This is a genomic window from Thalassospira lucentensis MCCC 1A00383 = DSM 14000, from assembly GCF_000421265.1.
GTDB lineage: Bacteria > Pseudomonadota > Alphaproteobacteria > Rhodospirillales > Thalassospiraceae > Thalassospira > Thalassospira lucentensis.
On record NZ_ATWN01000001.1, the window covers coordinates 21,212 to 39,063 of the forward strand.

The 17,852-nt window shown below is 53.3% G+C and carries 16 protein-coding genes and 2 pseudogenes; 13 read left to right on the forward strand and 5 right to left on the reverse strand.

The window, feature by feature from the left end; genetic code table 11:
* Positions 1-129: 129 nt before the first annotated feature.
* From K355_RS0100090 to K355_RS0100115, 6 genes are all read left to right on the forward strand, one after another.
* Positions 130-1,926: a CocE/NonD family hydrolase gene (locus K355_RS0100090; protein ID WP_022730076.1), complete on the forward strand. Its 1,797-nt coding sequence runs from the start codon at positions 130-132 to the stop codon at positions 1,924-1,926.
* Positions 1,927-1,970: 44 nt separating this feature from the next.
* Positions 1,971-2,387, forward strand: a complete 417-nt coding sequence (locus tag K355_RS22690) for a GAF domain-containing protein (protein WP_051145914.1) — start codon at positions 1,971-1,973, stop codon at positions 2,385-2,387.
* Positions 2,387-3,187, forward strand: a complete 801-nt coding sequence (locus tag K355_RS0100100; protein ID WP_022730078.1) for an ABC transporter permease — start codon at positions 2,387-2,389, stop codon at positions 3,185-3,187. The genes K355_RS22690 and K355_RS0100100 overlap by 1 nt, the downstream gene beginning before the upstream one ends.
* A gap of 17 nt (positions 3,188-3,204) precedes the next feature.
* Entirely contained in the window at positions 3,205-4,248 is a 1,044-nt protein-coding gene (locus tag K355_RS0100105) for an ABC transporter ATP-binding protein (protein ID WP_022730079.1), read from the forward strand.
* Positions 4,249-4,376: 128 nt separating this feature from the next.
* Entirely contained in the window at positions 4,377-5,336 is a 960-nt protein-coding gene (locus tag K355_RS0100110) for an extracellular solute-binding protein (protein ID WP_211219008.1), read from the forward strand.
* Positions 5,337-5,340: 4 nt separating this feature from the next.
* Positions 5,341-6,171, forward strand: a complete 831-nt coding sequence (locus K355_RS0100115) for an ABC transporter permease (RefSeq protein ID WP_022730081.1) — start codon at positions 5,341-5,343, stop codon at positions 6,169-6,171.
* 189 nt (positions 6,172-6,360) lie between these two features.
* On the opposite strand, the pseudogene K355_RS25985 reads toward K355_RS0100115, so the two are convergent.
* Both K355_RS25985 and K355_RS24890 read right to left on the reverse strand, forming a co-directional pair.
* Positions 6,361-6,842: pseudogene (locus K355_RS25985) on the reverse strand (transposase); the annotation flags it as partial.
* A gap of 182 nt (positions 6,843-7,024) precedes the next feature.
* Positions 7,025-7,924, reverse strand: a complete 900-nt coding sequence (locus K355_RS24890; protein WP_022730082.1) for a helix-turn-helix domain-containing protein — start codon at positions 7,922-7,924, stop codon at positions 7,025-7,027.
* A 287-nt stretch (positions 7,925-8,211) separates the two neighbouring features.
* On the opposite strand from K355_RS24890, the pseudogene K355_RS26250 reads away from it, so the two are divergent.
* Positions 8,212-8,349: pseudogene (locus K355_RS26250) on the forward strand (transcriptional regulator domain-containing protein); the annotation flags it as partial.
* Positions 8,350-8,593: 244 nt separating this feature from the next.
* Here the strand turns inward: K355_RS26250 and K355_RS25650 are convergent.
* A complete protein-coding gene (locus tag K355_RS25650; protein ID WP_162142268.1) occupies positions 8,594-8,782 on the reverse strand; it encodes a hypothetical protein in 189 nt (62 codons plus the stop codon).
* Here K355_RS25650 and K355_RS26255 point away from each other — a divergent pair.
* The 6 genes from K355_RS26255 (at position 8,717) to K355_RS0100155 (ending at position 14,980) form a co-directional block, all read left to right on the forward strand.
* On the forward strand, positions 8,717-9,112 hold the full coding sequence (locus K355_RS26255) for a DUF2285 domain-containing protein (RefSeq protein WP_114091526.1): 396 nt from the start codon (positions 8,717-8,719) through the stop codon (positions 9,110-9,112). The two genes, K355_RS25650 and K355_RS26255, sit on opposite strands and share 66 nt — an antisense overlap.
* Positions 9,113-9,135: 23 nt before the next feature.
* Entirely contained in the window at positions 9,136-10,092 is a 957-nt protein-coding gene (locus tag K355_RS22710) for an ArdC family protein (RefSeq protein WP_022730084.1), read from the forward strand.
* The gene (locus tag K355_RS0100140) at positions 10,083-10,607 is read left to right on the forward strand and encodes a thermonuclease family protein (RefSeq protein WP_022730085.1); all 525 of its coding nucleotides are present in this window, start codon (positions 10,083-10,085) and stop codon (positions 10,605-10,607) included. The genes K355_RS22710 and K355_RS0100140 overlap by 10 nt, the downstream gene beginning before the upstream one ends.
* Positions 10,608-10,682: 75 nt before the next feature.
* Entirely contained in the window at positions 10,683-12,701 is a 2,019-nt protein-coding gene (locus K355_RS0100145) for a ParB/RepB/Spo0J family partition protein (RefSeq protein WP_022730086.1), read from the forward strand.
* 63 nt (positions 12,702-12,764) lie between these two features.
* Complete coding sequence (locus tag K355_RS0100150) at positions 12,765-13,808, forward strand: DUF7146 domain-containing protein (protein WP_022730087.1); 1,044 nt, start codon at positions 12,765-12,767, stop codon at positions 13,806-13,808.
* A 236-nt stretch (positions 13,809-14,044) separates the two neighbouring features.
* Complete coding sequence (locus tag K355_RS0100155; protein ID WP_022730088.1) at positions 14,045-14,980, forward strand: DUF2493 domain-containing protein; 936 nt, start codon at positions 14,045-14,047, stop codon at positions 14,978-14,980.
* A 202-nt stretch (positions 14,981-15,182) separates the two neighbouring features.
* Here K355_RS0100155 and K355_RS0100160 read toward each other — a convergent pair whose 3' ends face one another.
* Positions 15,183-15,644: a GNAT family N-acetyltransferase gene (locus K355_RS0100160; protein ID WP_022730089.1), complete on the reverse strand. Its 462-nt coding sequence runs from the start codon at positions 15,642-15,644 to the stop codon at positions 15,183-15,185.
* Between the two features lie 220 nt (positions 15,645-15,864).
* Positions 15,865-17,355 (reverse strand): methyl-accepting chemotaxis protein, encoded by a 1,491-nt coding sequence (locus K355_RS0100165; protein WP_022730090.1) that lies wholly within the window; start codon positions 17,353-17,355, stop codon positions 15,865-15,867.
* Positions 17,356-17,852: the final 497 nt, after the last annotated feature.

Below are 17,852 nucleotides of genomic sequence, written 5' to 3' on the forward strand. Positions count from 1 at the left end.
GCGTCTTCCCATCTGTAGAATTGCCTAATAGTTACGTAAAGCGTAACTAAAGTGAAGAATTATTCACTTTACGCAAGTTATATTATTCGCTTGTGTAATTATTAGAATAACAAACACGGACGAATTTTGATGACCTCCTTTCCTGACGTGCAAAGCCGTATCGCAGCCTATGAGGCAGAGCGCCCTGTGCCCTATACATTGCCGGAGGTGCCTGCTTCGAGCTATGTGACGATGCGCGATGGATGCCGACTTGCCGTAGATGTTTATCTGCCGCAAGGGGCGGAGCCTGAGGCACAATTCCCGACATTGATGTTCTTCACACCGTATTTTCGCCGTTTCAAGCGAACGCCCGGTTCCACAGCAATTCCCAACCCCAATACAGGTAAATTCAGCGATTATTTTGTCCCGCGCGGGTATGGCGTCGTTGTGATCGACGTGCGCGGTACAGGGGCCAGCTTTGGAACAAGAGACGGATTTCGTTCGCCGTCTGAGCGCCTGGATAGCGCAGAGATTGCCGATTGGGTCATCGACCAGAAATGGTCCAATGGCGTGGTCGGTGCGACCGGGATTTCGTATCTCGGGGCTGCTGCCGACTTTCTTGCCTCCACTGGCCATCCCGCAGTGAAGGCCATCGCGCCGTTGTTCTCTGTTTGGGACACTTATTCGGATAACTATTTCCCGGGTGGCATGCAGTGCGCCTCTCTGACCCAGATTTATGATAACCTGATGAAAGGGCTCGATCTGGATCAGCGGGCCTATCTCAAGGATTATAAATATTATGCAAGTCCGGACTATCTTGGCCCGCAGCCGGTAGATGAAGATCCGTCCGGCGCGCTGGTTGTTGCCGCTGTCGCGGAGCATCAGGCCAATTTCCGCCAGACCGATTTCATGGCTGATTTCAGCTATCGCGAGGACGGGCTTCCGTATGACCCCGACTATTCCAGTGCCACGATTAGTCCTTATGCATATTGCGATGGCGTAAAAGAGGACGTTGCAATCCTGTCCATGTCTGGCTGGATGGACGGTGCAGGCTACGCCAATGGTGCTATTTCACGGTTCCTTACGCTTGATAAAAACCCGCATCATCTTCTGCTTGGCCCGTGGGATCATGGTGCGCGAATTGATGTTTCGCCTTGGCGTGCTTCGGAAGACCCGACTTTTTCGATACTCGGTGCGGTATTGCGGTTTTTTGACACCTATCTGATGGATAAGGATACCGGATTGCGGTCAGATCCGCCTGTGGCCTATTTCAAAATGCACGAAGAAATCTGGGCCGAGGCGCAAACCTGGCCCCCAAAACCCACGCAGCTTGTTCTGCACCCTGATCAAAAGGGCGGGCTTGGCACCGAGAACGCAGAAGGCACAGCAAGCTATCAATGCGTGCCCGAAACCGGCACCGGGTTCGAAACGCGTTATGAGCGTATCGCTGGAATGGACTCACGAGATTATTACTGTGATTGGCAAGGCCGAACCGATCTTATGCTTTCTTTTGATAGCGCGCCGATGCGCGAGAATACGACGCTGTCAGGGCATGCCTTGCTTGATATGACAGCCCGCTTCGATGCGCCGGATGCCGGGCTTTTCATCTATTTGACGGAAATTGAAGCCGATGGGACGGAACGGTATATCACCGAAGGTATTCTACGCGCACTTTTCCGTGACGAAGAAGCTGCTCCGGGCAATATTCGCATCAATTGGCCGTTTCGCAGCTACCGTCGTGACAGTGCCCGTCCCTTGCCGCTAAACGAAGCACAGCGTATTCGTATTCCCCTTTTGCCAGCCGCTTGGACACTTGTGAAAGGCAGTAAACTGCGCCTTTCGATCGCGGGTTCTGACAAGGATCACTTTAAAAAAGTGCCCCATGGCAAGATGCCGAACATCATGCTTGAGTTGTCAGAAACTCGGCTCGTATTGCCGATCGAATAGGAGATTTCCACGATATGAGTGCGACAAGGCAGGGGATCGATAGCATGCTGGGTGAAATGCGCGATGTGACAGATATCATCGCCGTGACCGCCCTGCGTTATCGCAATGATGGGGCAGAAAGGATTTATTCCTCTCACCCTGATTGTTTCCCCGATACTGGTTTCAAGCGATTTGAGGATGCACCGACGATGGCGCGTGTGCGTGAGGCTAATGCCCCGGTGTTAACCGATGGGCCTGAGGCGCTTCGTGCGGGATTTCCCGATTGGCAGAAGATTCTTGATAGTGGATGTGATGCCATCGCCAACATTCCGGTGCGGGCACCATCGGGTGAAGTGCTGGGACAACTCAATTTGATGTCGCGGGCTGGACGTTTTCCTTCGGAAAGCCTTACCCGGTTGCAAGTGATCGCAGATCAAAATGCCTCATGTTTTGTGGGCCAGACTTCAAAGGAGATACTCTGATGCGGTTGACGCGTCTGACCTACCGAAGTGTGATTTTTCTCGCCTATCTGGTGATGTTGCTTCCGGTGGTATTGCTGGTTGTAACGTCATTTTTTAAGGACGCGATCATCACCTTTCCGCCCTCTGGTCTGTCACTTGACTGGTATGAGAACGCGGTTCAGCGCGAAGAATTCCTGACGGGCTTTATCGTCAGCTTTAAGGTGGCTGCGTTGGCGACCGTGATCGGTGTGCCACTGGGGATGGCGGCAGCATTGGCGCTGACACGCAGCTCCATTCGGGGAAAACAGGCGATTACAACCTTTCTTTTAGGGCCAATCATTGTGCCAGGGATCGTCGCGGGGACTGCCCTTTACCTTACTTTCCTGATGGCTCAAAACCAGTTGGATATGGATATCGTTGGCACATTGCCCGGTTTGGTTGCTGCGCACATTTTGTTGACTATTCCCTGGACAGTGCGGGTTGCGACCGCAGGATTACAGGGACTGGACCAAAGTGTTGAAGAGGCAGCGGCCAATCTTGGCGCACGTCCTTGGACCGTTTTCATTCGGGTTACCCTGCCGATGATGCGTCCGGCGATTGTTGCGGCTTCGATGTTTTCGTTTATCCAGAGTTTTGAAAACCTTGAACTGACCTTGCTTCTGGTTGGTCCGGGAATGAGCACTCTGCCAATCGCGATGTTGAACTACCTTGAGTTCCAGATCGATCCCACTCTTGCTGCTGTGGCCACTATTCAGATCGTTGTCATCGCTGCGATGATGTTGATCACGGACCGTTACGTAAAACTTTCCCGCATCGTCTGACATTGGAGACAGATCCTATGAAATCTCTAGAACTCGAAAACGTCTGCAAGAAATATGGCGAAGCGGTGGCTGTAACCGACATGAGCATGCATATACTGACAGGGGAGCTCGTATCGCTTCTTGGCCCGTCGGGATGTGGCAAGACAACGACGTTGCGTATGGTCGCCGGATTTGTAGAGCCAAGTTCCGGCTCGATACGGATCAACGGTCGAGATGTTACAAAATTGGCTCCTTATGAGCGCAATACCGCATTGGTTTTCCAATCCTATGCCCTTTTCCCGCACATGACTGTTGCACAGAACGTTGGTTTTGGTCTGGAAATGCGAAAGGTTGGCAAGGCCGAGCGCGAAGAGAAAAGCTTCGAGGCGCTTAAGCGTGTAAGGCTCGATCACCTGGCAGATCGCTACCCGCGACAGCTTTCAGGGGGGCAACAACAGCGAGCGGCTTTGGCGCGTGGACTTGTTTTGAACCCTGATATCTTTCTGCTTGATGAACCGCTTTCGAACCTCGATGCCAAGTTGCGCGGCGAAGTCCGCAGTGAAATTCGCGGACTGCAGCAATCTTTGGAACTCACCACCCTGATGGTTACCCATGACCAAGAAGAAGCGCTGACCATGTCCGACAAGCTCGTGTTGATGGAAGCAGGCGGCGTGCGACAGTCGGGCACCGCACAAGATCTTTACGAGCAGCCGGCCGATGCCTTTGTTGCAGACTTCGTTGGGCGTTCGAATGTTATCCCGGGCCGTATCGAAGACGGGCAGTTCCGAACCGAAGATGGAACTTCGATGCCGACCGTGTCGGGATCGAGTGTAGACGCACGATATTACACTGTGCGGCCCGAAAAAATCACCCTGTCGCGCGACGGCGATGGGGTCATGGGCACCCTGCGCGAGAGGCTCTATCTCGGCGCACAGACCGAGTACACGGTTATGGTCGGCAATGCCTCTATCTCCGTCGTCACAGCAACCCCCGGACCAGATGATATGCGGGCCAGCCTGCGTGTTGGTGATGCAGTTCGGCTTGCGTGGGATGCTGCATCTGCACGGCTTCTCAACAACTAACAATAAAAACACTAAAATATCAAATACATAACATATATCAGGAGAGACTCATGCCTAATCTAACCCGGCGTTCCTTTCTTGCTGCGGCTGCAGCAATGTCTGCTACTTCAATCTTTCCCCGGAACCTCATGGCACAAACAAACGATGTCGTTGTTGGCACCTGGGGGGGGACTTTTGGCGATTTGCTTGCGGTAAATGTCGACGAAGCCTTTATGCAGCCTGCGGGCTATAACATTCTTCAGGAAATCTCTGGCCCGGTACCGCGTCGCACCAAGCTGATTTCTGAACGGATGCAACGTCGTGGCAGTATGGATGCTGCCCTGTTGGCCGATTTTGATATGTACGCAGCTGCCAAGGTTGGTGCAGTTGAGAAGCTTGATGCGTCGAGCGTTCCCAATTACGACAATATTCTTCCCTTTTTGAAAAAGGCACATTCGGTCCCCCTGATTTACTCCGCACATGCGATTGTTTATCGCAAGGATCTGATCACAACCCCGCCTCAGTCCATCGCGGAACTTTGGAACCCGAAATACAAAGGAAAGATCGGGCTGAGCGATTTTCTTTATACGTCCAATATGGCGTATGCGTCGGTTCACAATGGCGGCACGCTGTCTGATTTTGAAGGCAGTGAAAAAGGTGTCGCCGCTTGGAGAGACCTGGATGCGAAACTTTTGCCCTCGACAGAGGCCGTTGGTCAGGCGCTTGCATCTGGTGATATCTGGATGACGATCATTTCTGCGGCACGCGGTTATAGCTGGTCTAAATCCGGGATTGATCTGGGGTGGGTTGTGCCGGAAGAAGGCGCATTCCCTGCTGTCTATGAGGCTGCTGTGCCGAAAAATGCGCGTAACCCAGAGGGCGGAATGGCCTATATGAATGCTCTTCTTGACCCTGCTGTTCAAAAGGCCTTTGCCGAAAAGATGGGCTATTTGCCGACGGTGAAAAACGGTGAGATCAGTCCAGAACTCGAAGAGAAGATCGGCTTCTCCGAAGCGGAACAAAATCGTCTCTGGCAACCGGATTTCGACTTCATCCTAGAAAATCAGGCGAAGCTTCTCGATACTTGGAACCGTGCACTCAAAGGCTAACAAAATGGCGAAACTTGTTCTTCCGGCGGGACTGCTCGTCCTTCTTCTTTTGGGTGTGCCCATGCTTTTGATGTTGCGATATTCGTTTAACGAATATGATCCGCTTTACATCATGCAGCAGGCGTTCACATTTGAGAATTACGCCAAAGCTGTTGTCGATCCGTATTATCAAAAAATCCTGATGACGACGATCACGGTGGCCCTGACATGTACGGTGCTGACGACGCTTCTTGCCTATGGTCCGGCCTATTGGTTGGCGCGGATGGAAAGCCGCTGGAAGAGCAAGCTGACGATTTTGACAATGTTCCCTCTTCTTGTGGGAGGAGTGGTTCGCTCGGCAGGGTATCTTGCGCTTTTGAGCACGACAGGACTTGTGAATGCCACGCTTTTGGGGCTGGGTATTATTTCCGAGCCCCTAACATTGCTTTATACGCCGGGGGCGGTGATCTTTGCGACAGTTGGGATTGTGTTACCCTACATGATCCTAACTCTTGCATCGGTTATTGAGAGTATTCCCCGTCAGGTCGAGGATGCTGCTGCTAATCTTGGTGCGCGTCCTGCAACGACGTTTTTTCGGGTACTTGTACCGCTCTCATTGCCCGGTGTTTTGGCCGGAGCATCCTTGGTGTTCATCCTGTGCATGAACGCCTATGCAACACCTTTGTTACTTGGGGGGCCGCAATTCCAAATGATGGCACCTGCAGTTTATGAACAATTTGCAAAGGCTTCCAACTGGCCTTTTGGTGCAGCACTGGCCTTTATCTTGCTCATGGTCACAATAATTCTGACTACGCTTGGCAGTTCCGTCATCGCGAACCGATATAAAGCGGGCTGAGAACACAATATCCCCGAGCCACGTTTCCGGGCTTCTTCATTTTGTTTACGACGCTGCTCACCTTCAAAAATGGTACATTGATGCAGGCCTGCCCGACTGCAGCAGCTTACGGCATCCGCAAGGTGCACTCCTCAGGCCGAAGAAGGATGTAACCCCTATGAAATTATGAGTGTCCACGGCCATACAGCACTCTCTTTGATCACACAGATCATCGTGCAGCTTGCGATAGCCATAGACTTTACCGCTGTCCTGCCATGCTTGTTTGATCAAAACGGTCTGGCGCGCCTCTTCCTTGGCCGACCTACTGACTGGTTTCTTCAGTCAGGCGTAAAGCCCGTTGGGGCGGATGTGCAGGCAATGGCACAGCGTCCGCACCCGGAACTGAGGGCGATGCACGGCGACAAACGCGTACTTCACTTTGCATCCCTGGCGAAATACGCAATGGCTTTTTAAGATGTCGCGTTCCTCGGTGACGCGTACCAGTTCCTTCTTGAGCTGTTGGATTTTCACCACAGGAACGGGAAGAGGGGGGCGAACTTCTTCTTCCAAGCATACAGGGAGCGCGTTCTGACGCCCAGCCCTTCGGATATTTCTTTCATGGGATAGCCCCGCTCGGTGATCTGACAGATGGCGTCGCATTTGAAATCGTCGCTGAAATTGGCTTTGCCCATCGTGGCCTCCTTGCCTCAAAATGAACCAAGAAGAGGCGTCTACAAATCTAGGGGCTATTCAGTCGGAGATTCTGTGCAAATTCAGCGCCGACGATACGTCTATCGCGAGTACAAATAGTTTCTTAGTTCTGAGAATGGTTGGTGAGGCGTAATTATGTGCTTATCATAAGAAGCGCGTTACTTTATGGCTTATCGGTATTGAGTCTTTTGCTATTTTCTCTGAATATTGAGGGAGAGATACCCGTCATCCGATGAAAGGTATCTGTAAAATGCGCGTGACTTGAAAACTGGAGACTCATTGCAATTTGAGTGATCGATTTTTCCTGCTGCATCAACATCTTCTTCGCCAATTGAATGCGCCTTTCGACAAGGTAGCGCCAAGGTGATTTACCGAAGGTCTGCTTGAATGCTTTTCCAAAATAATCTGTGCTCAAACTGACTGTTTGTGCGAGATCATTCACCTTCATGTTTTCTGTCAGATGCTGCTCAATATAAGCTTTGATGTTTCTCTCGCGTGTCGGTCCAAGCCCACCCGAGATGGTATGTTTTCGAGGCTGGTGTTTCTTCCCGAAAAGCTCATATAACTTGATAGTTAGAGATGTCCCTATCAGTTCGAGGCAGACGCTGTCGCAATGAGCCGGTTCTTCGAGCGATTTGCGCATATATAATAGCAATTCCAGAAGCCAGTCATTTCGAATAGCCAAGCGCGATGGCAAGGAAGGAATATTGCCGGAAAAGGCAGAAGTCATGTTATCGTCAATAAACTTGGTGCCTATTGCCACAGCGAATATTCTTTGTGGTGTTGACCAACTCAGTTCGGCAAGAGAATTTGCATTGCTGATGTGAATGTCGCCGCATTGGACCTTGAGACGATAGTCCTTTCGGGCCGAATTGTAGTGTAATAGGACAGGGTCTCCTTCATGAAGAACAATGCACGGTTGAGCTGTGCCAAGAATGAGCCCGTCGCAAGCAGAGATGTCGCAACGACAGATAAACAGGTCTCCAACGGTCTTGTGATGAAGAAACCTCAGATGTCTGGTGGGGATTGCTGAACTGAAATCCCAAATTTCCGTATCGGCCATCTATATACCCTTTGAAAGAATTAATTTTCTGGGCAATCTCTCATTTTTAAAGATTATGGTCGAACTCTATTTTGTGCTGTAAAATGGCCGAAATGTGACCATTCCGATGCTTATGCGGCATGCGTGCAAATTTATTTGAGATTACAACTCTATCCTGCAACTGATGCCTGAATCCTGAAAGCATCATGCTCCAGTCTTATCGATATTTGTCGATAACGCTTGCCGGTGTTCCATGCCCATCAAGCATATTTATTTTGCACAATGGCTGCTTGAAGGAGGCACACCACATGCATGGTTTGCCTGCAAAATCAAAACAGGTTCATCTCCGCGATTGGACGGATTCCGTTGCCTATGATGGCTTCCATGCTCTGGACAGGGCTGGATGGGCATGGCGGTGGCTTAAGAGAAACAAAGACTTTTCCGGTCACCTGCGGGAATGCTCTTTTCTAGTCGATAAACCTGTGGCGGATAAGTCAAGGGTAGTACGCATGCGATGCAATCAGAAATTGATCCCATGGCACATCATGTTTTGCCGACCGGAAAACCGATACTGTTATCTGGTCTCCGAAGATCAATCCCTACGTTCTGGTCGCGCATGCAATTCATATCCCGAGAGAAGGCGACGTCGACATCCTCAATATTTCCAGATTTGGTCCCTCAGCTACCCTTTTAATTGCGCAAGATCATCGCCAGCATTTGCTGCTGAGAGACCAATATCGTCATCTTCAAATAGCGATTACCAAAGGTACCCTTCTCGAAGGGCCAGTCCGTTTGAGATTTATCATTTCCAATATGAAGCGCCTCAAAGAACAGGCGCTCGCCTTGCAACGGTTTCACGCTTTCTATCGCACCGGACAATTTCCAAACCCCCTGTATCCGGCCGAACAACGTGCACTACGCTGGAAAATGATGCTCCAGGCCTGGGACGGGCGACAGGCGGGTGCCTCCCACCGGGAAATCGCCGAAGTGCTTTATGGCCAACGAACTGTTTCCGAAGACTGGTCGGCAGGTTTCCTGAGAACCCGTGTTCAACGCCTTCTGCGGGGTGCCGAGAGGCTGGTCCATGGCGGGTATCTGGAGATCCTGCAAGGCGGGAGCGGGGTGTCAGGCAGGAGGTCAGCCGGTCAAGAGCCAGAGTGGGCAAACACCTCTGCGACAGGTTTGTCAGGTCAAGAGAAAGGCTTTTGACCGGCCTGTCGTGGAGAAATATCATGACTGTTCCTAGTCGCAAACCCGGAAAACATACCCGCTCTAACCTCTATCAGGACATCACCGATAAAATCATCGCCCAGCTTGAACAGGGAACCTTCCCCTGGGTTCAGCCTTGGGGCAGTCCATTGGCAAGCGCCTATCTCGGATTACCGCAAAATGCCGCGACCGAACGCAACTATTCCGGCATCAATGTCCTGATCCTCTGGGGCGCAGTGTTCGAGGCCGGGTATTCATCGCAAAGCTGGCTGACCTTTCGTCAGGCGCTCAAGCTTGGTGGTACTGTCCGCAAGGGGGAACACGGTGTCACGGTCGTCTATGCCAGCCGTTTCATTCCGGGGGAGGGCAAGAAGAAAGGGCAGTTCACATCAGATGCCAGCAAGGATCCGCGCGCCATTCCCTTTCTCAAACGTTTCACGGTCTTCAATCTCGACCAGTGCGACGGGTTGCCGAAGGATGTAACGGCACAATCGGTCCCGCCCGATACAAGTCTGATCGAGCCGAAGGCCGAGGAACTGATCCGGGCATCGGGTATCGATTTCCGGATCGGTGGACGACGGGCTTTTTACAGTCCAGCGGATGATTATGTCCGGGTGCCGCCACCCCAGGCCTATTTCGAGCCGATCAACTGGCATCGCACAGCCTTGCATGAATGTAGCCATGCCACCGGGCACGAAACCCGTCTTAACCGGGATCAGAGCGGATCGTTCGGATCAAAAAAATATGCGTCCGAGGAACTGGTCGCAGAAATGTCAGCGGCTTTCCTCTGTGCTTCACTCGGTATCGTGCCTACCGTCCGGCATGCCGACTATCTCGCCTCATGGCTTCAGGTTCTACGCGAGGATAATCGCGCCATCGTCCGTGCAGCCAGTCAGGCGTCAAAATCCGCTGACTATCTGCTGGCGGGGCTTAATCCCGCAACCAGAGCCGGATCAAAGGAGGTGATATCATGCGCATGATCGTTTCTGTCAAATATGCTGTGATTACCCTTGTTGTGATCACCGGAGGGCTCGCCATCGCACCTGTGTTTGAGACGGACCATCATAGGGGACCTGCAGCGGTGATTGATGCAGACACCCTGCAAATCAACGATACCCGTTATCGTCTCTACGGGGTCGATGCGGTGGAAGCCAACCAAATGTGCCGCAAACCGGACCGAACGCCATGGCCCTGCGGTCAGCAGGCGATAGATGCGCTTTCTGATTTACTGCGGGGCAGGGAGGTCGTCTGCGAAGCCTGGCAGGGCGATCACCGTGATGCCGATGACCGCCAGCTCGCAATATGCCATGCCGGGGCCGAGGATCTGGCCGAATGGCTGGTTAAAAACGGCTGGGCGGTGGCTGATCCGGATGCCAACCGACTTTATAATTACACTGCAGCGGAGCGAACCGCGAAGTTCCTTGGCAAGGGGATCTGGTCGGGCGGTTTTGACCTGCCGCAGGACTGGCGGGTCACTCGAACGGGAAAAGAGTGAAAGAACAGGTCGGGGCTTTGTGACGGGCCCGGTTGGGAAAAGAAGGCTTTTCCCGGTCCGTCATGGAGAACAGATATGACCAACCGCAAGAAAATCTCCCTGTCCCGTTCGCAGGATATCCCGTTTGACAAACTGGTGATGAGCGAACGCAATGTCCGGCATGTCCGTGCCGGGATCTCGATCGAGGAACTGGCCGAAGACATTGCCCGGCGGACCTTGCTGCAATCTCTCAGCGTCCGGCCGGTTACGGATGATAACGACCAGGAAACCGGTCGATACGAGATCCAGGCTGGTGGGCGGCGCTACCGCGCGCTGGAATATCTCGTGAAACAAAAACGGCTGGCAAAGAACGCGGCAATCCCGTGTGTCATTCGTGAAGACGGGTTGCTTGAGGAAGATTCCCTGGCCGAAAATGTCCAGCGGATCAACTTGCATCCGCTCGATCAGTTCCGGGCGTTTCAGACCCTGAGCGATAAGGGCCTGAGCGTCGAAGATATCGCCGCGCGCTTCTTTGTAACAGCGAAGATTGTCCGGCAACGGTTGAAGCTGGCATCCGTATCGCCAAAACTGCTCGATCTTTATGCCGAAGAGGAACTGACGCTCGAACAGCTGATGGCCTTTAGCGTGACCGATGATCAGGCTCGTCAGGAACAGGTATGGGATACCCTCCGGCAGGCCTACAACCAGGAACCCTATTATATCCGCCGTTTGCTGACCGAAGATACGGTGCGGGTTACCGACAAACGTGTGCGCTTTGTCGGTATCGAAGCCTATGAGGAAGCCGGGGGTGTCGTCATGCGCGATCTGTTCTCGCAGGTTGATGAAGGCTGGCTGCAGGATGTCGCCTTGCTGGAAAAGCTGGTTGTTACCGGACTTGAGGCCGAGCGTGATGCGATTGCCGAGGAAGGCTGGAAATGGATCGAGGTCGCGGTCGATTTTCCCTATGGCCACACCATTGGTCTGGAACGGATCAGTGGTGAGGTCGAACCACTGTCAGACGAGGAAACATCGAAGCAGGACGCGCTGCGAAACGAACTGGCCGGGATCGAACAGCGCTATTTTGTCGATCAGGATGAAGACCTGCCCGAGGAAGTGGATAAACGTCTCGGGGAAATCGAGGCCGAACTTGAAGTCTTCGACAATCGACCCGTCCTTTATGCACCGGATGATATTGCCAAAGCCGGCGTGTTTATCAGCCTTGAGTCTGATGGCAGTGTGCGGATCGAGCGCGGTTTTGTGAAGCCGGAAGATCAGGAGCAGGATGACGTCATATCCGATCCTAATCAATCCGACGATCCGCAGAGCGGTGATGAAGATAATGATGCCGGGAATACCCCCGATACGGTCTCTTACGGAGCGGATGAACCGGATGAGACCCGTGTCAAACCACTCTCGGACCGGCTTGTTCTCGAACTCACGGCCTATCGGACACTGGCTTTGCGCAATGCTCTGGCCAGTGATCCTGATATTGCCTTTCTGGCAGCCTTGCATGTTCTGGTCCTGCAAAGCTTCTATCACTTTGGTTCGGGCAGTTGCCTGCAGATCACGCTAAAAAGCAGCGGCTTCTCGGTTCAACCGCCCGATCTCAATGACAGCTCGGCGGCGAACGATATCGCTGCACGTCATGAGAATTGGGAACGGCAGATGCCGGATGATCCCGACCATCTCTGGGCGGCGCTGTGCGGAATGGACACGGACAGTCGCATGGCGCTGTTCGCCCATTGCGTCTCGCTGACTCTCTATGCGGTGTCCGAACCCTGGAACCGTCACAGCGATGCCGTCCGCCATGCCGATATCCTTGCCGATGTTCTGAAACTCGATATGGCGGCATCCGGCTGGAAGCCGACCGCGGACAATTACCTCTCGCGGGTGCCGAAGAACCGTATTCTCGAAGCGATCACCGAGGCGCTGGGCGCGGACGCTGCCCAACGGATCGATCACCTCAAGAAGGGTGACATGGTACGTGAGGCCGAGCAATTGCTGAACGATACCGGCTGGGTGCCCGAGCCGTTACGGACGCCGGAACTGCAATCAGTTGCCGAGGACGAGCCGGATGATGGGCCTTCGGAACCGGTCGCGACTGCAGCCGAATAATCCCGTCTTTGTCTTCTGGCCCGGTCCGCTCTGGATCGGGCCTTTTTCATGAGGAGCGATATCATGCAGGCCGGAATGCTGGCAGATGCGCTGGCCCGTCAGGCCGTGGCGGTGTGCCGATATTATCTGGCATCGGGCAGAAAACAGGGGAGATACTGGATCTGCGGTGATGTCCATGGCAATCCGGGGCGCAGCCTTTTTGTCCGTATCAGCGGGCGCCGGGCCGGGAAATGGTGCGATGCTGCCACCGGTGAATATGGCGACCTTATCGATCTGATCATGCTCAATCGCGGTCTCGCACTGCGAGATGCTCTGGCAGAAGCACGACACTTCCTGCGTATGCCGCGTCTTCCCGAACCACCGGTTACTTACTCACATGAAAACCCGGATGTTTATGATCCGGTTGCCGCGGCAAGACGCCTGTTTGCGGCATCTGTCCCGATCACAGGCACACTTGTCGAACGGTATCTGGATAGCAGGGGCATACACTTAATGCAGGATCACACTGCCCTGCGGTTCCACCCGAAGTGCTCTTACCGCAATGAGACCGGGTTTGAGGTCTGGCCCGCGATGATTGCAGCGGTAACCGGTCTTGACGGTGTGATCACCGGCATTCATCGCACCTGGCTTGATCCGCAAACTTGCGGCAAGGCACCGGTCGCGCAACCACGGAGAGCGTTGGGACAGCTTCTGGGACATGCCGTTCGCTTCGGTCAGGTTGGCGACATCGCCATCGCGGCGGAAGGTCTTGAAACCGCGCTCACCCTCAAACTGCTGTTCCCGAACCTGCCGGTCCTTGCTGCTCTGTCGGCAGCTCATCTCGGGGCTCTGATTCTGCCCGATAGTCTGCAGCGGCTCTACGTGGCTCGCGACAATGATCCAGCCGGATGGCGGGCGTTCAACCGTCTCCGGTCCCGGCATATTGATCGGGATATTCGTGCACTCGTGCCCCGGCTGGATGACTTCAATGCCGACCTGGTCACCTTCGGTCCCGATCCGGTTCGGCACTGGATTGTGCGTCAACTGCTTCCTGAAGATGTTCCGCAGTTTGTATCTTGCTCACAGCCTGCACGCTGCCGTCATGCGTCTGGTTACGGCTCGGCATGACAGAACAGGTCTGTTCTGTCTCCACAGGACCGCATCGCGGTCTTTCCTGTGCGGGGATTTGCCGGAGGTCGGACCGGTGGCAACAGCAGGCTGTCCTCCACTGCGTTGCGGTCCGGATAGCGCTTGTGCGTCACTATCGCAAAAGGACCGAAGGATGCCACCGGCCCTGATCCCTCCGGCGGGCAATCCCCGGAAAGACCGCAAAGGATGCGGTCTCGTCACCGGGAGAAAGAACCATGCTGTCCTGCAATTCTCACCTGCAAACCGACCACTCCGATGCGTCTTCTACAAGTCTGGCAAGCGAGCAACTCCATCTCTTCGGATATCGTCCGGAGCCTGATGAAAGCAATCCTGGTCCGATGCCGGAAGCCGATCAGGCCGATCAACTGATTGCGGCCGGGATGAACATCTTCGTCGATCTGCTGGGCGACAGTGCACTTGAGAAAGATCTCGGCGAGTGCCTGTGGAATGTCGTCAATATCTTCCACCGCCGTATTGCCTGGCTGGATCGGTTGGTGGATGACAATGAGCAGCAACAGCGCCGATTGACCGCCGAACAGGATGGATCGGAGATCAAATCCGTCGAACTCGAACGCTGCCTCACCACGGGCGAGTTGATCGTCGAGCGGCGCGATATGTTCGAAACCTTCCGTGAAATCGCCTGTGATCATTACGAAACACTGACCGCTTCGGCCTGGCGTCCGCGTAACGGATCGCTCACCAACCGCCGGACAATCACCGCTGCCATGATCGACAGTCGCGACTTCCTGGCGGCCAAACGCAAGGCGGAAATTGAACCCCTGATGCCGTCTGGCCCACGCATTGCTTTTACCGGCGGTCTCGAATGCAACGATCATGTCCGTATCTGGGAAGCACTGGATAAAGCCAAATCAAAGCACTCGGACATGGTCCTGATCCATGGCGGTTCGCCGAAAGGGGCCGAGAAAATTGCCGCCTGCTGGGCGGATAATCGAGATATTTCCCAGATCGTGTTCAAGCCCGACTGGAACCGGTTTCGTAATGCCGCCCCCTTCAAGCGCAATGATCAGATGCTTGATGCGCTGCCCATCGGCGTGATCATGTTTCCCGGTTCGGGTATCTCGCAGAACCTTGCTGACAAGGCGCGCAAGGCCGGTATTCCTGTCTGGCGGTTTGGTGAGAGTGGCGCGTGACGCGCTACTCTTTCCAAAATCTGCGACCACGAAACTGTGGTTCGCACATAAGCAGGGCACCGGTCGATGCAACGAACCAACCCTTTCGCCCACGACTGCCTCCGCGATGAGTGAGCGATAAGCTTGGCTGTCCTCTTATCGTGCGCCGGGTGTTCGAGAGGTAAGTGTTAACGAGGATTTTCCCGATAGACGACCGGACGTTTTATGGCTCCGGTGAAACCACGTCCGCCTTGAGTTTTAAGCGATAAACATTCGTTTCCCGTCGTTCAAAGCCCATTCGTTGATACAGACGATTGGCTGTCTCACGAGAAGGTCGGGAGGTCAGATCTATCTTTTCGATCCCATGGGATGTCGCATGATTAATTGCTGCGCGCATCAATCTTTCTCCCAAACGGCGCTTTTGATGGGTTGTCATTACAACCACATCATCAATGAAGGCACGTAGTCCCGTCGCAACCCGAAAGATGACCAGGGTTGTCATGCCGACTATTTCTTCATTGGCACGAGCCACGAAGATTGTTGTTGACGGGTCTGCTAGCATCGCCTTCAGATTTCTCAGAGAAAAGCCAGGTTCGGTTGAAGACAATTGTGTCACCAGAGCTCCAATAGCTTGAACATCTGTCGGTTTGGCGGTCTTAAGCTGGGTGATAGCAATATCGGTCACATGCTTCTCCGGTATGCAGGGATGGGGGGATCGGGAAACTGTGACGTTCGGAGTAAGCTGCAAATGTCTTGTCCTTCATCACCGATCCGATTTAAAGACCAGACTTGCAAAGTAACGGGCCTTAAGATGTCGGTAAAGCCGAGATAACTACTCTGTTCCAAGCCTCATGCAATCGATTGGCCAACTATTCTCCACCCTCTTTGACGGCCCCGATTTTGAATTATCTCGCGAGAATTTCAGCAGCTTCACGCGTCCTTGTGACGGAATTCCCGACCGTACCGGAAATGCTCTGAATCTCGGTGAGCCTTTGTACTAGTTCATCGACCGATACCGCCATTGTCTGCATGTTTTGGGAAACACTCTCTGTCACAGCACTTTGTTCTTCAACGGATGATGAGATGCTTGTCACACTATCGCGCGCGGTCTCAATCGAGCCACGAATTGTTTCAAGTGATTGAACAACCTCATTTGAGATTTCTTGCACACCACTGATTTCTTCTGAAATCTGATCGGTGGCTTTGGCCGCCTGATTGGCAAGGTTTTTGACCTCATTGGCGACAACGGCAAATCCCTTTCCGGCTTCCCCGGCGCGGGCGGATTCAATGGTGGCATTCAGCGCCAACAGATTGATCTGCCCGGCAATGCCCTGAATGACTTCGACGATGCCGGTCATGGCAGAGACCACGTCCGCCATTTTTTGTGTGGATTGGTTGGCATTGACGGTTTGCGAAAAAGCGCGTTCCGTTTCATCCCGGCTTTGTGCCATGCTGCGCGAGATTTCGGCGATCGAGGCGGACAGTTCTTCGGCACTGGCCGCGACGGTTTGAACAGAACTGGAACTTTGGGCCGCCGCCGATGCACCGCTTGCCGCCGCCGTGTCGAGACTGATGATGTTCTCGTCGATCTCGCCAAAGTTGGTGTCGATCATCGCTTTGAGATCAATCAGAAGCTGCACCTGTTCGGTAACATCCGTTGCAAGTTTGACGACCCTTTCCGGGATACCATTCTGATCGAAAATCGGATTATAGGCGGCTTCCAACCATACTTCCTTGCCATTTTTGCCGAGACGTTTGAACTGGGCGGCCTGCACCTCGCCCTTTCTCAATTTGGCCCAAAACTCTTTATATTCGTGTGAGCTGTCATAGCCCGGTTCGACAAACATGCTGTGCTGTTTTCCGCTTATTTCATCCTCTTTATATCCCATGGTTTGGAGGAAATTCTGATTGGCTTTGAGAATTTTGCCATTGAGATCAAATTCGATAACGGCTTGGGAGCGATCAATTGCATTGAGCATTCCTTCCAGTGCGGCGCGTTCTTTGCGGCGGGTTGTGATGTCTGTGGCGAACTTGACGACTTTGACAGGTTTGCCGCTGGCATTGAGGATCGGATTGTATGTCGCCTCGAGCCAGACGGTTTCGCCATCCTTGCGAATGCGTTGAAAGGCATCGCGCGCAAACTCACCGTTTGAAAGTTTCTTCCAGAATTCGTTGTAAGCGGGACTTTGGGCATATCCGGATGAGACAAATAGGGAATGATGCTTGCCGACAATCTCATCCAGTTCATACCCCATTGTGACAAGAAAGTTCGGATTGGCGGTGAGGATTTTACCCTCCAGAGAAAACTCGATCACGGCCATTGATCTGCCCAGAGCTTCATAAATCTGATGTCCCTGCAACGCACTATTACCGTTCTTGAAAAGATTGAAAGCCATGAAAGGTTCTGCCCCGAAGTGAGTTATGATCGCGATGGGCGATCTTTAATCGTGTAACGACGGCCCGTAACTACTGTCCTATTCATAAGTATGGGGTGTTGCCTTTGATTCAAGTTCGTATGGGCGAGAAATAATTCTGGGAATTGCAGGATTTAATGCGGTCAGGAAAACGGTTCAAAGCCGATACCTTGATCGAACGGTTTTGGTTTGCCTCAGATCTGATGGCCATTCGTCTCCGTTTCTGAGCTGTTTGTGGCTCGTGGAAACCATTCCTGCATGTCTTTGGGCGCGTAAATCCCGCGCCGTTCCGTTCAACCCGCCGGATCGAAAAATGTCCCCGCCGTCCTGCGTCCGGCTTCCTCGCGCGACAAATTTTACGCTCAGGCGGGTGCTTCGCTGTGCTGCGCTCCTTCGGATGAACCGTCCCGGCTATGCGGTCTTTTCGCTGGCGACATCGCAGGGATGATCCCGCGATAAAACAGCAAATGGAGACCTAT